The organism is Kribbella sp. NPDC050281 (genome assembly GCF_040655855.1).
Lineage (GTDB): Bacteria > Actinomycetota > Actinomycetes > Propionibacteriales > Kribbellaceae > Kribbella.
In genome coordinates this window covers 40,966-58,264 of record NZ_JBFAKS010000015.1, presented here as the reverse complement: position 1 = coordinate 58,264, position 17,299 = coordinate 40,966, and the positions used below count along the sequence as shown (strand labels likewise).

14 protein-coding genes are annotated in these 17,299 nt (G+C 70.0%); 4 read left to right on the top strand and 10 right to left on the bottom strand.

What is annotated here, in order from left to right:
• Positions 1-112 precede the first annotated feature (112 nt).
• From AB0I34_RS18135 to AB0I34_RS18115, 5 genes are read right to left on the bottom strand one after another with little or no spacing between them, the layout of a single operon-like run.
• Entirely contained in the window at positions 113-1,627 is a 1,515-nt protein-coding gene (locus AB0I34_RS18135; protein WP_360446369.1) for a lyase family protein, read from the bottom strand.
• Complete coding sequence (locus AB0I34_RS18130) at positions 1,624-2,619, bottom strand: pyridoxal-phosphate dependent enzyme (RefSeq protein WP_360446368.1); 996 nt, start codon at positions 2,617-2,619, stop codon at positions 1,624-1,626. The genes AB0I34_RS18135 and AB0I34_RS18130 overlap by 4 nt, the downstream gene beginning before the upstream one ends.
• Complete coding sequence (locus tag AB0I34_RS18125; RefSeq protein WP_360446366.1) at positions 2,610-3,959, bottom strand: adenylosuccinate lyase family protein; 1,350 nt, start codon at positions 3,957-3,959, stop codon at positions 2,610-2,612. The genes AB0I34_RS18130 and AB0I34_RS18125 overlap by 10 nt, the downstream gene beginning before the upstream one ends.
• Positions 3,944-4,873 carry a hypothetical protein gene (locus AB0I34_RS18120; protein ID WP_360446364.1) on the bottom strand — a complete coding sequence of 310 codons (930 nt, stop codon included), beginning with the start codon at positions 4,871-4,873 and terminating at the stop codon, positions 3,944-3,946. Before AB0I34_RS18120 ends, AB0I34_RS18125 begins: the two co-directional genes overlap by 16 nt.
• A complete protein-coding gene (locus tag AB0I34_RS18115) occupies positions 4,863-5,657 on the bottom strand; it encodes a phosphosulfolactate synthase (protein WP_360446362.1) in 795 nt (264 codons plus the stop codon). The genes AB0I34_RS18120 and AB0I34_RS18115 overlap by 11 nt, the downstream gene beginning before the upstream one ends.
• 116 nt (positions 5,658-5,773) lie before the next feature.
• On the opposite strand from AB0I34_RS18115, the gene AB0I34_RS18110 reads away from it, so the two are divergent.
• Positions 5,774-8,953 carry an AAA family ATPase gene (locus AB0I34_RS18110; protein WP_360446360.1) on the top strand — a complete coding sequence of 1,060 codons (3,180 nt, stop codon included), beginning with the start codon at positions 5,774-5,776 and terminating at the stop codon, positions 8,951-8,953.
• On the opposite strand, the gene AB0I34_RS18105 is transcribed toward AB0I34_RS18110, so the two are convergent.
• Both AB0I34_RS18105 and AB0I34_RS18100 read right to left on the bottom strand, forming a co-directional pair.
• Positions 8,904-9,716, bottom strand: coding sequence for a DUF2877 domain-containing protein (locus tag AB0I34_RS18105; protein ID WP_360446358.1), 813 nt, complete (start codon positions 9,714-9,716; stop codon positions 8,904-8,906). The two genes, AB0I34_RS18110 and AB0I34_RS18105, sit on opposite strands and share 50 nt — an antisense overlap.
• Positions 9,713-11,140 (bottom strand): DUF1116 domain-containing protein, encoded by a 1,428-nt coding sequence (locus AB0I34_RS18100; protein ID WP_360446356.1) that lies wholly within the window; start codon positions 11,138-11,140, stop codon positions 9,713-9,715. Before AB0I34_RS18100 ends, AB0I34_RS18105 begins: the two co-directional genes overlap by 4 nt.
• A 77-nt stretch (positions 11,141-11,217) precedes the next feature.
• Between AB0I34_RS18100 and AB0I34_RS18095 the strand changes: the two genes are divergently transcribed.
• Positions 11,218-12,198: an AIR synthase related protein gene (locus AB0I34_RS18095; RefSeq protein WP_360446354.1), complete on the top strand. Its 981-nt coding sequence runs from the start codon at positions 11,218-11,220 to the stop codon at positions 12,196-12,198.
• Here the strand turns inward: AB0I34_RS18095 and AB0I34_RS18090 are convergent.
• From AB0I34_RS18090 to AB0I34_RS18080, 3 genes are all read right to left on the bottom strand, one after another.
• Positions 12,195-12,731: an MSMEG_0567/Sll0786 family nitrogen starvation N-acetyltransferase gene (locus tag AB0I34_RS18090; RefSeq protein WP_360446352.1), complete on the bottom strand. Its 537-nt coding sequence runs from the start codon at positions 12,729-12,731 to the stop codon at positions 12,195-12,197. The two genes, AB0I34_RS18095 and AB0I34_RS18090, sit on opposite strands and share 4 nt — an antisense overlap.
• Positions 12,728-13,891, bottom strand: a complete 1,164-nt coding sequence (locus AB0I34_RS18085) for an MSMEG_0568 family radical SAM protein (RefSeq protein ID WP_360446350.1) — start codon at positions 13,889-13,891, stop codon at positions 12,728-12,730. Before AB0I34_RS18085 ends, AB0I34_RS18090 begins: the two co-directional genes overlap by 4 nt.
• A gap of 87 nt (positions 13,892-13,978) precedes the next feature.
• Positions 13,979-14,635, bottom strand: coding sequence for a hypothetical protein (locus AB0I34_RS18080; protein WP_360446348.1), 657 nt, complete (start codon positions 14,633-14,635; stop codon positions 13,979-13,981).
• A gap of 119 nt (positions 14,636-14,754) precedes the next feature.
• Between AB0I34_RS18080 and AB0I34_RS18075 the strand changes: the two genes are divergently transcribed.
• Together AB0I34_RS18075 and AB0I34_RS18070 are read left to right on the top strand one after the other, a co-directional pair.
• Positions 14,755-15,765, top strand: coding sequence for a carbamate kinase (locus AB0I34_RS18075; RefSeq protein ID WP_360446346.1), 1,011 nt, complete (start codon positions 14,755-14,757; stop codon positions 15,763-15,765).
• Positions 15,762-17,291, top strand: a complete 1,530-nt coding sequence (locus tag AB0I34_RS18070) for a hypothetical protein (RefSeq protein ID WP_360446344.1) — start codon at positions 15,762-15,764, stop codon at positions 17,289-17,291. The genes AB0I34_RS18075 and AB0I34_RS18070 overlap by 4 nt, the downstream gene beginning before the upstream one ends.
• The last annotated feature ends 8 nt before the right edge of the window (positions 17,292-17,299 follow it).

Genomic DNA, 17,299 nt, shown 5'->3' with positions numbered 1-17,299 from the left:
TCGAAGCGGCATCCGCAGCAGTCAGGTCCAGCGATGTACGTGTCCATGAACGGATGCTGCCCCCTGCTGTTGCACAGGTGTTGCACGGCGTTGCAACGGGCCCGGACACGACCTAGTCGTTCCGTCCGGCGGCCACCTGTTCCGCCTCGGCGAGCAGCCGGGCCTCCGCAGCGGCGTACTTCTCGAGCGCGTGATTCGCCCGGTAGCCGAGGTCCACGGCCTTGGCCAGGTACTCCTCGCACATCGACTGGACGGCCTCCGGCGCGGCACCGCCGAGGGCGCTGCGGGTCGCGACGATCGCCCGCGGATCGAGGACGGTCCTGATCTCCTCGGGATCGAGATCCAGCGTGCGCCCGACGACCGACGTCGCCGCACGATCGAGGTCGTCGGAGCTGATGTCGACACCCCGGACCCCGCGCCGGCTGGCCTCGCGCACCACCTCGCCCACCACCAGGTACGCCGCCCGGTAGTCCAGGCCGCACCGAAGCATGACGAACTCGGCCAGATCCGTGGCCTGCGTGTACCCCTCCTCCAGCCGCTGCCACATCCGGTCCTCGTTGACGCTGAGCGTGTCCACCACGCCTTCCATCAGCGCGGTGATCCGGGTTGCGAACTCGACAGCCTTCGGGATCTCGCCGTACGCGAAAATCAGGTTGTCGCTGCGGGCCGACGGGCTCTTCACGACCGCCAGGAATCCGGTCAGCCGCCCGATCAGTACGCCGCCACCACCGCGAACGATCGACAACGCGTACGGGTTGCGCTTCTGCGGCATCAGCACCGAGGCACGGGTGTACGGGCCGGCCAGGTCGACGTAGTCGAACTCCTGACTGGACCAGATCTCGAGGTCCTCGGCGAGCTTGGACTGGTTGGACAGCAGGCTGACGCTGGTGGTCAGCACATCGACGAAGGTGTCGGTCTGCCACATCGCGTCACGGGTGTGCGTGATCACGTCGTCGAACCCGAGCAGGTCCGCGATCACCCGGCGGTCGTCCAGCAACCGGCTGCCGTTGACACACCCGGCGCCGCCGGGACTCGTGTTGACCTGGGCCAGGGCGTCCATCAACCGATCGCAGTCCCGGATCGCCGGCGGCACGAACCCGAGCAGGTAGTGGCCGAACGTCGAGGGCTGCGCCTGCTGGAGGTACGTCTGGTCCGGCATGTACACCTCACGATAGCGAGCCGCCGTACGGCACGAGGTGGCGGCGAACTCGGAGGCGGCGACCGCGAGCCGGGCGGTCAGTCCGCGCAGCAGGATCCGCAGTGCGACCCGGGCCGCCTCGCGCCGGGGCCGGCCGGCGTGCAACCAGCCGGCGTCGTCGCCGATGGTGGCGACGAAGTGGCGCTCGCGCGAGTTGTACGGTTCGCCGTACGCCGCGTCGTACGGGAAGTCCTCGGGCTTGGTGCGATGCGTGTCCAGCAGTACGCCGAGCAGCGCCGCGGCCGCCCGTTCCGGGATGATGTGCCGGTGGCGGAGGTCGAGTACGTGGGCGATGTCGGCCATGTTCAGACCGTGGTGCAGCAGCGGCGCGTCCGCGATCTCCCAAGCGAACCCCGCGTCGATGAGTTGCTGCGCGGGGCGGTCCTTGGAAGGCCCTTCGACCCGTCGGCCCGAGTTCACCGCTGTCATGACGTTGCCTCCTCGCCGACGGCCGTGGGGGTGGCTGCCGGGGTGGTGAGTTCGTCGGCGGCGGCGAGTGCCCCACCGGTGCTCCAGTACAGGACAGGTCCTGACAGCTCGCTGCGATGACTGCTCAGCCACAACAGCGCTTTCGCGTTGTAGACCGGGTCGGCGACGAAACCGCTGTGCTGCAACAAAGCGCCCGCCAATTCGTCGGCCTCCGGCCATCCGCCGCCGTACCCAGGGCCGCGTCCGTCGACCACTCGCCAGCGCGGCAGCGGGCCGGTGGCGCCGATCAGTCGGGCGCACTCCTCCGCGCGGGTCGAAACCTGCGCCTCGATCTCCGCGACGGGCCGGGAGACCGAGACACCTACGATGTCGATCCCAGTGGTCGACGCGAGGCCGGCGAGCAGTCCGGCGATGCTGCCTCCGGAGCCGACCGGGATCACGACGCTCGCGGCGCCGATCCGTCGTTCGGCCAACTGCGATACCAACTCCGCGGCGGCGACGGCGAACCCGCACGCGCCTACCGGTGTCGCTCCCCCGCGAGGTACGACGTACGGCCGCCGACCCTCTGCCCGTAGCCGTCCGGCCAGCGCGCCCGCGTACTCGTCCATGCTGCTGCGATCGGCGGAGCCGGTGAACTCCACGGCCGCGCCAGCCCTTCTCGACACGGCCAGCGCGGCTGCACCCTCGCGCGGGTTGCCGTAGCAGACCTGCACGACCGCGATGCCTTGTCCGGCAGCAGCAACGGCCAGGAGAGCGGCAAAGTTCGAAGGGGGGCCACCCGCGACCACGATGGTGTCGGCCCGCAGCGACACAGCATCCCCGAGGACGTACTCGAGGGTGCGCACCTTGTTGCCGCCCCAGGCGAACCCGGTCAGGTCGTCGCGCTTGACGAGTACGTCGCGCAGTCCCGGCGTACCCGCGAGATCCGCGACGTGCTGCAGCGGAGTGGGGAAGGTTCCGAGCGGCACTCGGAGAAGGTCGGTCAGCGCCACGACGCACTCTCCCCGGCCCGACGACGGGTGGCGCGTGCCACCACCTCATCGGCCATGGCAGCAGCGGCGCCGGTGTCGAACCGGTCGAGTTCGGCCAGCTCGGCGGGCTCGATCTGCCCGTCGAGCACTGCCGTGAGAGACCGGCCGGAGCCGATCGCGGCGCGGTAAGCGTCCTGCAGCGTGGCCTGAGCCCGGTGCTTGCCCAGCCGCGCCGACATCACGCTCAGCAGCCGCTCCGAAGACGCCGTCCCGGTCGCCTCCAGGTTCGCGAGCATCCGCGCCGGGTCGACTTCGAGCCCGCCTACCAGGGACCGCGTCATACCGGACGCGGCGAGAACGTAGTGGCTGAGCTCCGGCAGCACGACCCACTCGGTCTTCCACGAGCGGCCGTCCCGCTCGTGCTCGCCGACCAACGTCTCGGCGAGCACACCCGCCGAGGATCGAACCAGCCGGGCGAGCGTGACGATCTGCTCGGACACCTCGGGATTGCGCTTGTGTGGCATCGAAATACTGCCCACCGTGGTCGCCGGCGTCGGCTCGCGCACCTCGGCCAGTTCGGCGCGGGCGAGCATGTAGACCTCGTTGGCGATCCGCGCCATCGCGCCGACCGCAACGGCCATCACCTGAGCGAACTCCGCCAGCCGATCGCGAGTGGTCAACCAGGAGATGGCCGGCTCGGCCAACCCGAGTCGATCGCAGTACGCCGCCCGCAGCGGCAACGCCTGCGCACCGAAGAACCCGAGTACGCCGACCGCTCCACCAAGCTCGGCCACCAGCCAGCGGTCACGACCCTGGCGAAGACGTTCCAGACTGCGCCCGATCTCGTCGGCCCACGTCGCAGCCTTGAACCCGAACGTGATCGGAGCCCCCGGCTGACCGTGGGTGCGGCCCAGCATCGGCATCTCGCGGTACCGCTCGGCAAGAGCCAGGAGCTCTGCCTCGATCGCCCAGAGGTCCCGCCACACCAGCCCGCCGACCTCGGCGATCTCCAGCACCTGCGCGGTGTCCGAGATGTCCTGGACGGTGGTGCCGTAGTACACGTGCTCGGCCGCGTCGGCGGGCAGCATCCGCTGCAGCACCTGGATCAGGCCGAGCGTCGAGTGCGAAGTCGTCCGGGTGCCTTCCGCAACGGCATCCAGATCCAGCTCGTCGCCGCGGAGCCCCGCGATGGCAGCCGCCGACGAGGCCGGGATGATGCCGACGTCCGCCTGGGCCTCGGCCAGCGCGATGATCACGTCGAGCCACCGAGCAACCCGAGTGGATTCGGCGAAGATCCCGCGGCTCTCCGCCGTACTCCACTGGTGCCCGAAGACCGCGGAATCGATCAGATGTGCGTCCATACGACCCCCGACCGATCGACGATCGTCTCGAGCGCCGCGCGAACCTCGGCCAGCGAGGCACCCCAGGGCACGACCGTTCCGGTCGGCTCGCTCTCGATGCCCTCCTGGAGCAGGCAGCAGCGGGTGAGCGTACGCCGGCCGTCCGCCGTCAGCCACTGTCGCGGACAGATGTCGACGCGTTCAGGCGTGCTGCCGTAGAACCACTGGTGGATCTGATTGGAGCGTTCACACCCGAGCAGCGTCCAGCCGCGCTCCGGCGGTCGCTCGTCCAGGAACGACACCGTGCTGCCCGGGAAGTCCATCCCCGAACCACGACACGGGATCAGCACATCGCGCGGAGGTACGTCGTACGCCTCGGCGAGAAGACGTCGGCTGTCGACCAGGTCCGGTACGACGACGATCGGCGGGAGATCCTCGGCCGTCGCGAGCACCCGGCGTACCTGGTCGAGCAACTTGGCCGGGCCGGGCGGAACGACGTCGACGAGCCTGACCCGGATCGGTGCCGGGTTCAGGATGAAGCTCACGTGGGAGTAGGACCCCTCGACCACGACACACCGGACGCCGGGAAGGGCCTCCGCGGCGGCAGCCAGCTGCGACGGAACGGCGGTGTCGACGGTCTCGTCGACGACGACGGCACAGTCGTCGGGGCCGGCCAGTACCCGGGCCGCGACGGTCAGCGTGAACAGGTCCGCGGACGGCTTGCGGTCCACCTCGACGAGCGCCACGCGACCTTCGTGCCGGGCCACGATGAACCGGGTCCGGAAGTACACCTCGCGATCGGTGAAGTGATCGGCCAGCCAGACCGGGTCGAGGGTCGGGACAGCCGCGACGGCGACCTGGCGGTAGCGCGACGGGATGACGTTCGGTGCGCCGGGATCCGTCGGCTGGATCAGGACCGGCTCCTCAGTGCGCACGAGCCGAGCTCTCCAGCGTCGCGCCGAGCCCGATCGTGTCGGAGCGGAGTCCGCGGCGCAACGTCTCCAGGCCCATCACGTCGTCCACCGCGATATTGCCGAGGTTGACCTCAGGGCCGAGCCGCCGGATCAGGTGCGCCTGCTGCGCTCGCTGCGGCGCTTCGTAGATGATCAGCTCGGCAGCGGCGGACGAGGCGAGCTCGTCGAGCAGGTCCTCGCGGAGGTAGCCGCCCGCGTCGTACAGACCCACGGTGCCGCTCTCGCGACCCTCGGCCACCAGCCAGCCGGCGCCGGCCTCCAGATCCGTCTCGAGTTCGGTGGTCCATTCGGCCGCGGACACAGCGTCACCGGGGTTCTTGCTGCCGACCTCGGCGAAGACCTCGAACCCGAGCGACCGGGCCTGCCGGATGATCCGGTGCTTCTCGGCCAGCAGCATGTCCGTGCTCCCCCGGGACACCTCGACGCACTCGAAACCCGCCCAGGTCGCGAACTCGAAGAACTCGTCCACCCGGCCCTGCAGCCAGGCGATCTCGAGCAGCGTGCCGCCGGTGCACGGCTTGACCTGGTGGTCGCGCAGCGCCCGGACCTTCTCGGCCAGCGCGGGCTCGATGTACGCCGTACCCCAGCCGAGCTTCCAGACGTCGATCCAGCCGGAGTACGCCTTGAGTACGGACTCCACCCGGTCCAGGGAATACCCTTTGTCCAAGACATGGGTCAGCCCGGCCGACCGTGGCTTGGCGGGCCGCTCCGGCAGGGTCAGGAAGCTCGGACCAGCTCCAGCCATTGCGCCTGCCTCTCCAGCCGACTCGCCCGGGAGGACCACCCGTCCTCCACTATCAGTGATGTATTTATACCATAGGAGATGGTCGGAGAAACTGGGGAGAGAGGAGCGTCATCCTGATGCCGAGCCATGCGGCGCCCTCGACCGTCTACGTGCTCGGGGCCCTGACGGTCACCGACGCGGACGGACGTCAGCTCGGCCCGATCCCGGCCGGCCGGGCCGGGATCCTGCTGCGCCGGCTGGTCGCCGCCAGTGGCGCGCTCGTGGACATCGACGCTCTGGTGGACGCCCTCTGGGACGAGGATGCTCCGCACAGTGCCGACCGCGTGATCGCCTCGCTGGTGAGCAGGGTGCGCCGGGCGGTCGGATCCGACGTCATCGCCGGCTCCTCGTCGACCGGCTACCGCTTCAACTGCGGACGGGCGTGGACCAGTGACCTCGCGCTCCTGGAGGAGCTGACCAAGTCGGCCCAGGCCCGCGCCGCCCTGAGCCCGGCCGTGACGGTCACCGCGGCGCGCCGCGCTTTCGGCCTGCTCACTCGTGGCCATCCCGAGCTGCCTCCCGCCGTCGCCCAACGGACCTGGGCCGAGGACCAGCAGCGCCACGTGGACGCGCTGGCCCGCCGCCTGAACCGGGCCAGCTGGGATGCCCAGGCCCGGCTCGGGATGTGGAGCGAGATCGCGAACCAGGCCGAGTCGGTCCTGTCCCACTTCCGCCACGACGAGCAGGCCGGCCGCGCGCTGATGAACGCGCAATGGCACCTCGGCGACCGCGCCTCGGCGTTGCAGACGTACGACGAGCTCCGGCTCGAGCTGCGCCGGGAGCTCGAGGTGGAGCCGAGCCCGGAGACCGACGCGTTGTTCAGTGCCATCGTCAGCGGCGCCGACCCCGGACCGATCCTGACGCCTCGCCCAGCGTCCGTCGCGGGCAGCTCAACCCTGATCGGCAGACAGGGCGAGTACGCCGCCATGGTCGAGCGCTGGCATGTCGCGGCCGCCGGACAGGCCGGATCGATCGTCGTCACCGGCAGCCCTGGTTCGGGATGCTCCTCGCTCGCGCAGGAGCTGGCCGACTACGCCGAGCGCGGCGGCGCGCGCGCGATCAGAGTCGACTGTTTCGAGGGCGAGCGATCCTCACCGCTCCAGCCGCTCCTGACTGTGCTCAGCCGGATTCTTCTCTCCACCGCTCCCGACGCCCTGCCGGCCATGCTCGGTTCCTGGACGGACACCGCGGTGGAGCTGGTGCCGGATCTGCGTGACGTCGTGGGCGTCACGGAGTACCGGCGTGCGAGTCCGGAGATCGAGCATCGACGGATCCTCAACACGCTGCGCCATGTGCTTGCGACCGCCGCGGAGGACCGGCCGCTATTGCTGTATTTCGACGACCTGCACCTCGCCGGCACGGCCACGGTGGAAGCACTTCAGTGGCTTCTGCACACGATCGACGACGTACCACTCCTCGTGGTGGCGACCGTTCCGTCCGACCGCCTGGATCCGGAGCTGCGCGCACTGGCGGGCAACGGCGTACTGGTCGAGCTCGGACCGCTGGACGAGTCGGACGTGGCGCTGCTGGCACAACAGGCTGGAAGTGCCACCGAGGCAGCCTTCGTCTGGGAGCTGACGCAGGGCCACCCGATGTTCGTGGTCGAGGTCCTCGCCGCCCTCACTCGCGGCGAGAACAAGGCGGAGATCCCTGGCACGCTGCGCTCGATGGTTCTGGACCGGGTACGGCGCAGTGGCAGCGACGTCGAGGAGCTACTCCAGTCCGCATCGGTGATCGGGACCGCGTTCGACGTCGACACCCTCGAGGAGCTCGTCGGCCGCCCGGCGGTCAACCTGATGCCCACCTTGCAGAAGGCGATGGCGGCCGGACTGCTTGCCTCTCGCAATGAGTTGTTCGTCTCGTCACCGCCGATCCTGGGTCAGGCGCTGTACGACAACCTGCCGGGACCGGTCCGGGTCCTGCGGCACCGTCAGCTGGCGGAGATCTTCTCGGCGCGACCGGAGCTGCGCGCACATCACCAGCAACGGGCCGGACTGACCGAAGCCGCGGCGAGGTCGTGGTACGAGGCGGCCACCCTGGCCCGTCGTTCGTTTGCGAACGCCGATGCCGTGCGCCTGTTCACGAACGCCCTCGACACCTCCCGCCAGGCAGACGACCAAGAGCTCGAAGGGCTCGCGCTGATCGGACGCGGTGCGGCCGAGGAAGAGCTCGGAGCCTTCGACGCGGCGACGGACGATCACCAGGAGGCCGAGGCGCTGGCGGTTGCGCGAGGTGACCGCTCGCTCCGGGCCACCGCGGTCGAGCGGCTCGGCTGGACGGCGTACTACCGACGCGACGTCGAGGAGGCGGTGGCGCGCGCGGACGAGGCCTCCCGGATGCCCGGCGCCCGACCGAGCGCGTGGAACCTGCTCGGGAGGACCAAGCACTGGGCCGGCGACTTCGACGCCGCCCATCGCGCGTACGAGCGGGCCCTCAACGAGAACGGCGACGAGGACGGAGCGGTGAAGGCCTCGGTGTCGAGCTGTCTCGGCGCTTTGCTCGCCCATGCCGACCGCTACGGCGAGGCCATCGAGGTCCTCGACGACGCGGTCGCGGTGTCGAACAGCATCGGCGCGTTCCATCCGCTGCTGCGGGCACTGTTCTTCGCCGGCCTGGCCAGGGGCAACGCCGGCGACCTGTCCGGCGCCCTGACCGTCCTGCAGACGAAGGCGCAGATCCTCGAGCGGTACGACGTTTCGTTCTACCGAGCGCGGACGAACACCACCTTGGCCTGGGTGTGGCGCGAACTGGGCGAACCGCTCCGGGCGCACGAGTTGTCGGAGCTGGCCCTGAGTCAGTCCCGTGAGGTGGAGGCGGGCAGCCTGCAGATCGAGCAGGAACTGCATGCCCTCTGCTCGCTGGCGGACAGCGAGCGTCTGGACGGCCAGGCCGACCGCGCGGCCGAACGCCTGGAGATGGCCGGGCGCCTGATCGAGCACTGGCTGCCGTTCCGGTGGCGAGCGGACCTGCGGGTCCGCGAGGTGGCCTGCCGGATGGGGCTCCAGGACCCTGAAGCGCTGCTCGTCGCCGCGCGTGCGGCGAGTTCACTCAAGTACCAGGCCTTGGCGTTCCACCTGCTCGGACGCGGCGAGGAGGCAGCCACCGTCGCCCGGCAGACCGGTTCACTCTTGCTCCTCGGGGAGGTCGGAGCTCCCGACGAGGCACGTACGGCGCTGCGTCGCCTGGAGGCAACGCTCCCCCGCCAGCTCAGGTCGTGCTTTGCGCAGGCGGGGCGGCTGCCGCGCGCCAACTCCTGAGGGTGCCGGCCGCGCCGGCGGCCAGTCCGATGCCCCAGAGCAGCGCGACTCCTGACGATCCGCCGATCGCCGACACCGTCGCGACCGCGTGGACGAACGCTGGTTGATCGTGCGCTGCCGCATGCGCCATCAGGTCGTGCACAGGCGCCAGACTCTGCCCCTGGGCCGCCCAACTGAGGAACGACCGGCTGAGGTTCGTGGTGGCCGCGGCCCGCGCAACCTCCGACAGCCCCTCCGGATCGTCGCCTCGCCAGGCGTGCACCAGCAGGATGCCCGCGAGGACGTCGTCGCCGGTCGGTGTCAGGCCGCCGCCACGACCTTCGAGCAGTTCCCTGGCCGCGGTCAGATCGTCGGTGGCCACGGCACGGCGTACCGAGTCCCAGCAAGAGTGGAGATCGTCGGGCACAGCGAGCCGGCCGCGCATCGCATTGAGTGCGGACGCCGCCAGCTGGAGGTCCCGCGGGCCGGGCATCCGTGGCCTGAAGACAGCGGCCCCGGCCAGGTCGATCTGCCACTCGGTCGAGCGCAGCCGCCCGCCGTCGCGCCAGACCGCGAGTCCTTCCGGTACCCGAGCGGGAGCCTGCTCGACGATCAGGTGGATCGGCCCGGGTGCGACGGCAGGTCCGGCCACGGCGTACATGCCACCGTGGACCTGCACGTAGCAACCGTGCCGGAAGGTGCCGACAACGGTCCCGTACGCGCCGTCGGGATGGGCGGCAGCGACGCCCGCCCCGGCGACGATCGGCGCTAGGTGGCTTGTCACGCGTCAGGCGCGAGACGTCGGTCGAGATCGAGCAAGGCGTCGGTGAAGCACTCGATCGGAGCCCAGGCCACGCCCGCACCGACCTGTCCGGTCCCGGCGGTCGCGTGGATGATGCCGGTGTTCACGGCCGGGGTGATGCCCAGCTCGACCACCTTGCGCACGTCCACACCTACCGGCGTACCGACGTTGTCGAGGATCGGCAGCCTGAACCGCGGGCTCTCCCCCGCGCAGATGCGCTGCATGCTCCGGGTGGCCGCGATCGCGTGGGACATCCGGCCACCGAGGAAGCCGGCCACGGCAGGCGAGTTCGCTGCCGCCGGTCCGCCCAGTCCGACCAGCTCCAGCACCGCGCTGTCACCGATGTCCGGCGCGCTCGTCTCCGGGCCGAAACCTGGGTAGTACAAGGCATCCTGGATCGGCGGAGACGGCGCGAGGAACCAGTCATCGCCGCCGCCGGCAAGGCGTACGCCGTACGTCGTCCCGTTGCGGGCCATCGTGGTCACGATGCTCGACCCGCGTACGTCGCTGGCCCATTCCACCAGCGACTTCGCCGCGGCCATGGCCACGTTGAGGAACATCAGGTGGTTGCCACTCAGGAAGGTCGCCACCTCAGCCGTCGCGGGGTGCGTACCGCGAACCAGGTAAGGCAGAAGGTCGCGCAGGAACAGGTTCGTCGTCGCCTGCACCCGCATATGTACGTCGTCGCCCATCGGAACGCCTTGCGCGGCGAGCGCGAACGCATCCACAGGCCCGTGGTTCGACAGCGCTTCCGCCAGCACCGGTCCCACCTTGTCGCGGACGAAGCGGATCCGCTCGATGGCAGCGTCGCTGTCGACGCCGAACCACTGCACTGCCCCAGATCCCTGGTTGATGCTCGAGTACGCCGTCACACCGCCGAGCTCGTTCTGCACGACGTACACCGGCGCGGACGGACCGATCGATGTCGCCATCGGTACGACGGTCCGATGCTCGTTGGCCGGCGCCAGGCGGACCTCGCCCGACTCGACCAGCTGCCCTGCGGCCGCCACATCAGGAGCCCAGCCCTCCGCCACCACGGCAGCCCGCACCGAGCGCTGGAGTGGATCCGGCATGTCTTCCCACGCGATGGACGGGCCGCAGTGCAGGATGTCGCGCTCGCCCATGCCCTCGATCACAGCACCCGCGCGGTCGATGCCGACCAGCAGTGGGACGCCCTCGTTGAGCCGGCGGAGCACCTCCGCGTTGGCCTGGTCGATCCGGGCCGCCTGCGGGCCGAGCAGCCGGGACAAGGCCGCCACGGTCCGCGCCTCACCGCCGCCCGGGATCCGCCAGTCCACGCCGATGACCGGCAGGCCCTGGTCGCGCAGCGCGCTCTCGAACAGGGGGAGCCCGATGTTGATCACATCAACGGCGGCCGGCAGCTCGACGACGGGAGTCTGACTCATCACGTGGCCTTTCCAGGGATGGCAGCCGGAGCGGATATCTCTCGACCGATACGGACGTTTATTATAGGATACGAACCATGACCGAGCCAACCCTCACCAGCACCCAGCCGGCGCCAGCACTGGACGAGGTGGTGGCGGTCGTCCGTCAGCACGCGGGCGTGTCCGGGAAGGGCGCGATCGCCCAGGTGTCCGGCTTCGTCGACACCGGCGATCCACTCCACGGCCCCGGTGACGACGGTGCCGTGGTGAAGCTCGACGGAGCACGCGCCGTCGTCTGTGGTGAGGCGATCTCGCCACCGTTCGTGCGGTCCGACCCGTACGGCGCGGGCGTCGCCAGTGTGCTTGCCAACGTCAACGATGTCGCCGCGATGGGCGGCGTTCCGAAGGCCATCGTGAACACGGTGATCGGCCGCGACGCCGAGATCACCGAGGTGTTCCGCGGCATGTCCGACGCCGCGCGGATGTACGACGTACCGATCGTCGGAGGCCATCTGACGCGGGCCGAGACCGACACCTCGCTGTCGGCGTTCGCCCTCGGACAGGTGCGGTCACCGCTCTCGATGGCCCATGTACGACCGGGGCAGGCGGTCATGTTCGCGGCTTGCCTGAACGGCACGATGCGGCCGGACTTCCCGTTCTTCACCTCGATCGAGGAGCAGGCCGAGACCCTGGCCCGCGATGTCCGGCTGCTCGCCCAGGTGGCCGACGACGGCCTGGCCGTTGCGGCGAAGGACGTATCGATGGCCGGCGCGCTCGGTTCGCTGGCCATGCTCCTGGAGTTCACCCGCCACGGCGCCCACGTCGACCTCGATCGGATGCCGGTCCCGGCCGGCACCGACCCGTTGCGCTGGCTGATCGCCTTCCCGACGTACGCGTTCTGGCTGACCACTCCGGCCGAGCGCGCAGCGGATTGTGCGGCGGTGTTCGAGGCCCACGACCTGGTCTGTGCGCAGGTGGGTGAGGTGACCGAGACGAGTCTGCTGACGATCGGATCCGGCGGCCGCACGGCGACCCTGATGGACCTGGCCACCGAGACGATCACCGGCCTGTGGGCCTAGCCGGCGCGCAGGTCCTGTACTTCGGCGAGCGGCTCGAGAACGAGCTCGTCCGGTCGGCCTGGCCAGGTGGTGGCCGGCGCCTGCGTCAGGTCGTAGACCATCGGCTGATGAGGTAGCCCGCAGTACGGCGCTGCCGCGCCCGCACGTGTCCAGCCGAGACGTTCGAAGAAGCGCACGTTGGGCAATTGAATCTGCGCGAGCATCTGCGCACCGCCCAGCCCGCCGGCCGTCGCGACCGCGAAGCGAACGAGCTCCGCCCCGACCATCGACGACCGGTGCGAGGCAAGGACGGCCAGCCGGTCGCCCTGCCACAGCTCGCCGTCCAGCGGATAGAGCCGCACAGTGCCTGCCGCACAGGACCCCTGGGCGGCGAGCACGTGGATGGTGCGGGTGTCCCGGTCGTGCGGATCGAGGTCGGTGAACTCCATGATCCGCTGCTCGAGCACGAAGACCCGTTGCCGGATCGCATAGTGCTTGGCCAGATCACGGTCGAGGGCCCGCCAGACGCCGATCTCGGCCGACCGCGTGGTCATGATGCACTTCGCACCGGCAGGCTGGGCATACCCAGCTGGATGGTTCGCTCGAGGGATCCCAGCGCCGAACACGCCTGACACCGCGCGCAACCGGCCGAGACCTTGTCCGCGGTCAGTCCTCGCTTGACCAGTTCGGGCGCCACCACCCGGGCAATGCTCTCGGTGTAGGCGCGGCTCGGCGGGACGGAGTCGGCCATCAGGCTCCCCGGCACCGGGCGCAGCGGCACGATGAACGGGTAGACCCCGATGTCGATCGCCCGCTTGCAGCCGGCCAGGGTGACCTCGGGATCCTCGCCCATACCGAGGATGACGTACGTCGACACCTGGCCTTCGCCGAACCGCTCGACGGCGTACTCCCAGGTCTCGAAGTAGCGCTCGATACCGGTACGGGCCTTCGGCGGAGCGATCCGGGCCAGCACCTGCGGATCGAACGACTCGACGTGGATGCCGAGCGAGTCGATGCCCAGGCTGTGCACCTTGTCGATGACGGCCAGATCGGTCGGCGGCTCGAACTGCACCTCCACCGGCAACCCGGAGGCCTCCTTCATCGCGTGGCCACACTTGCTGACGTAGTACGCGCCGCGGTCCTTGCCCCAGGTCGATCCGGTGGTGAGAGTGATGTCCACGGCACCGTCGAGGTCGCGGGCGGCGACCGCGACCTCGGCGAGCTGCTCGGGCCGCTTCACCTTGACCGTGTTACCCGACGCGAGCGAGACGCCGATGCCACAGAACTTGCACTGGTCGTCGTTGCCCCAGTACGCACAGGTCTGCAGAACCGTGCTCGCGAGCGAGTCCAGATGCATCAGCGCGAGCTTCCAGTACGGCGTCCCGTCCGCGGTCTCCAGGTCGTAGAAGCGCGGCCGCCCAGCCGGTGTCGCGGAAGCCAGCCGCACCCCGTCACGGTAGATCCCGTGCCCGGAGTCCTCCCTCTCGAGCGAGTACGGCGTATTGGCGACGTACGCGGCGTCGACCGGGACCGTGACAGGCGTGCCCTCGACCCAGATCATGCCCGCGTCCGAGGGCCCGGCACCGCCCGGCCTGCGCTCCAGCGGGCCGCTGACCGTGAGCCCCTTCTCCTGGAGCTCGAGAATCAGGTCACTCAGCCGACTGCCGTCGTCGACGGTGGCGATGGGGGTGCGGGTCTGTGCGGTCTGGGTCACGGGAGGTCCTTCCGAGCGTGTCGACGTGGCCGAAGGTTCGCGGAGCGCAATTGACCTACCGTATCTCCTGACCGATACATTCGTCTATCATCCGATACGTTCGGCCGCGGCCGTCTCCTCCACGACCTCACGCAGCGCGGCCTCTCCGCTGCGGAACGACGCACTGTCGGAGTACTGGAGGTCCGCGATGCCGGGATCGTCGTCGACGAGGTCGCCGGTGCGCGGGTCGAGCCGGACGACCGTCAGGGTGCGAACCGCCACCCCCGTGGTCAGATCCGGCTGCACCGCGGCGACGATCGCGAGACCGGACCCGAGATGCATCCGGGTGGAGCCGTAGGGATCCGCGAACCCGGCCAGCAGATCACCGGTCTCATGCAGGACGACCCAGTCGGCACCGTCAGCCCTCGCCGCGGCGATCAGCTCGGTCCTGGCCCGCCTGGTCTCCTCGGCCTGCAGCGCGGCGTGACGCAGCGCGAAGGCCGCACCCGCGACCTGATCCAACGGCAGTGCGCCGAGCGCGAGGCCCGTGCCCTCCAGTGCGCCGGCCACGATCTCGCCGGCCTGCGGCCAGCGGTCGACCAGCTCGTCGGTCGACCGGACACCACCCAGCTCGTCGACGATCGCGCGGACCAGCCGGACCGCGAGCTGATAGCGCTCGACGTCGCCGCCGCCGATCGAGTACAGGCTCTGTTCCGAGGCTCGCCAGGAGGATCGGAGCGCACGGGCGGTCATCTCGTCAGTCATCGCAGTTCTCCCTGGTCGGTCGCCTCGGCGTCTACTATACGACACGTCCGTCTGCTATGTTGTGTCATCCGAACGAGGCGGACGCACAGCTGACGTGCACGACAGTGGGAGCCTGATCTATGAGCGACATCGCGGTCATCGCCCTCGGTGGCAACGCACTCACCCGCGAGGACCAGCGGGGCACCTTGGACGAGCAGTACTCGAACGCGCTGGCGATGGCCAAGTCCGTCCGCTCGCTGTTGCGCAAGGGCTGGCAGATCATCATCGTGCACGGGAACGGGCCGCAGGTCGGGAACCTGGCGATCCAGCACGAGGAAGGTGCCCGGCTGGTGCCGGCGCAGCCGCTGTACTCCCTCGGCGCGATGACACAGGGAGCACTGGGAAGCCTGATCTGCCTGGCCCTGCACGAGGTGTGCGGCCGGGAGATCTCCGGTGCGGTCTCAGTCGTGACCCACATCGTCGTCGACCGCGACGACCCCGCGTTCGCCGCCCCCAGCAAGCCGATCGGGCCGTTCTTCGGGCAGGCCGAGGCAGAGCAGTTCGCGGCCACGCGCGGCTGGACCATGGTCTCGGACGCGGGTCGCGGCTTCCGCCGGGTCGTCCCCTCCCCCACCCCGCAGGCGATCCTCGAGGCGAACGCCGTCGCGGCGCTGACCCAGTCGGGTCACATCGTCGTCGCCGCGGGCGGCGGCGGCATCCCGGTGGTCGAGGAGAACGGCGCCTACCGCGGCGTCGACGCCGTCATCGACAAGGACTTCGCCGCCGAGCGGATCGCCGTCGCGTCGAACGCGACCGCACTCGTCATGGTCACCGGTGTCCCCTCGGTGAAGCTCGACTTCGGTACGCCGCAGGAGCGGTCCGTCGAGCAACTGACCGTGACCGAGGCCCGCCGCCACCTGGCCGACGGGCAGTTCCCGCCCGGGAGCATGGGCCCGAAGATGAGCGCCGCGATCAAGTTCGTCGAAGGCTCGGCCTCGGTCGAGCGGCCGCGCTTCGCGGCCATCACCACCCCTGAACTCGTCTACGCGACCCTCGACGAGCCGCACGGAATCGTCGAGGGCACCCGTGGCACTCGGATCCTGACCGAGGACGTCCCCACCCCTGCCACCACCAAGGAGCTGGTCGGATGAGCACCCGCGTCGCCGTACGCAAGAACTCCTACAAGGACAGCGTGCGCCTCCTCGAGGCCACCCGCGCGATCCTCGGATCGCCCGGAGTGTCCTGGGGCTGGGCCCTGATGGCCACCCCCGCCAACCTCGAGACCCTTGCGGAGCAAGGCATCGCCGGCGATGTGGAGGGCGCGGCGGCCAACGATCTCGTCCTGGCCGTCCGGGCCGACGACGACGATTCGGCAGCAGCAGCGCTCGAGACGGCCTCGGAGACACTCTTCGCCGCTACCGCGCAGGAGGCGGACGGCGACGTACCGAACGCCACCGATCTGGGCGAGGCGCTGGCCGAGAGGCCGGACGCGAACGTGGCCATCATCTCGGTGCCGGGCTCGTACGCCGCACTGGAGACGCACAAGGCGTTGACGGCTGGTCTGAACGTGCTGCTCTTCAGCGACAACGTGCCGCTCGAGGAAGAGATCGAGCTCAAGCAACGCGCCCGCGACCTCGGCCGGCTGGTGATGGGTCCCGGTGCCGGTACGGCGATGATCGCCGGCGCCGGACTCGGGTTCGCGAACCGGGTCAGCGCCGGACCGGTCGGCATCGTTGCTGCCGCGGGGACCGGCGCGCAAGAGGTGATGAGCCTGCTGGACCGCTGGGGAATCGGCGTCTCGCACGTCATCGGTGTGGGCGGCCGCGACCTGTCCCCCGAGGTCGGCGGCCTGATGGCCGAGTCCGCGCTGCGCGCACTCGATGCGGACGAGCGGACGCAGGCGATCCTGCTGGTGTCGAAGCCGCCGTCCCGTGAGGTCGCAGAACGGCTGCTGAAGGTGCCTTCCAAACCCACGGTCGCCGCGCTGATGGGCCTGCGGGACAGCCTCTCCACTCCCGACCACGTGACAGTGGTCAACACCCTCGAACGAGGCGCCGCCGAGACGATCGCCCTGGTCGGCGGATCGACTCCGGACCTGGTTCAGGGGTCGGCTGAGCAGGTAGCGAGTTTGATCACCGGGCTGGCACCGACGCGACGCAAGATCGTCGGTCTCTACAGCGGCGGAACGCTCTGCTACGAGGCTCTGACGATCGCCACGGATCACCTGGGCCCGATCCACTCGAACGTCCCGCTGGACAAGTCGCTCACCGTCGACTCGGCCAAGCCCGACTCGCATCTGTTCCTCGACCTCGGCGAGGAGGAGTACACGGTGGGCCGGCCGCACCCGATGATCGATCCGCAGGCCCGGATCGAGTTCCTGGAGCGTCAGGTCGACGACGACGGTGTCGCCGCGGTTCTCCTGGACGTCGTGATCGGCGATGGCGCGCACGACGATCCGGCCGGCATGCTCGCGCCCGCGATCGAGAAGGTGACCGGCTCCGGCGCGATCGTCGTCGCCTACGTGCTCGGCACCGAACTCGACCCGCAGGGGTTCGCGTCCCAGCAGGAGACGCTGCGCCGAGCCGGATGCATCGTCACCGAGACGGCTGCCCGGGCGGCGCTCGCCGCGTCCGCGATCGCACTGCGCGACCCCGCTCTGGTTGCGGCGGAGCTGTAGGCGGTGGC

Excerpts from the sequence above, each read along its gene's own strand:
- AB0I34_RS18135 (WP_360446369.1), bottom strand. The coding sequence starts at position 1,627 with ATGACAGCGGTGAACTCGGGCCGACGGGTCGAAGGGCCTTCCAAGGAC.
- AB0I34_RS18125 (WP_360446366.1), bottom strand. The coding sequence starts at position 3,959 with ATGGACGCACATCTGATCGATTCCGCGGTCTTCGGGCACCAGTGGAGT.
- AB0I34_RS18115 (WP_360446362.1), bottom strand. The coding sequence starts at position 5,657 with ATGGCTGGAGCTGGTCCGAGCTTCCTGACCCTGCCGGAGCGGCCCGCC.
- AB0I34_RS18110 (WP_360446360.1), top strand. The coding sequence starts at position 5,774 with ATGCCGAGCCATGCGGCGCCCTCGACCGTCTACGTGCTCGGGGCCCTG.
- AB0I34_RS18100 (WP_360446356.1), bottom strand. The coding sequence starts at position 11,140 with ATGAGTCAGACTCCCGTCGTCGAGCTGCCGGCCGCCGTTGATGTGATC.
- AB0I34_RS18095 (WP_360446354.1), top strand. The coding sequence starts at position 11,218 with ATGACCGAGCCAACCCTCACCAGCACCCAGCCGGCGCCAGCACTGGAC.
- AB0I34_RS18090 (WP_360446352.1), bottom strand. The coding sequence starts at position 12,731 with ATGACCACGCGGTCGGCCGAGATCGGCGTCTGGCGGGCCCTCGACCGT.
- AB0I34_RS18080 (WP_360446348.1), bottom strand. The coding sequence starts at position 14,635 with ATGACTGACGAGATGACCGCCCGTGCGCTCCGATCCTCCTGGCGAGCC.
- AB0I34_RS18075 (WP_360446346.1), top strand. The coding sequence starts at position 14,755 with ATGAGCGACATCGCGGTCATCGCCCTCGGTGGCAACGCACTCACCCGC.
- AB0I34_RS18070 (WP_360446344.1), top strand. The coding sequence starts at position 15,762 with ATGAGCACCCGCGTCGCCGTACGCAAGAACTCCTACAAGGACAGCGTG.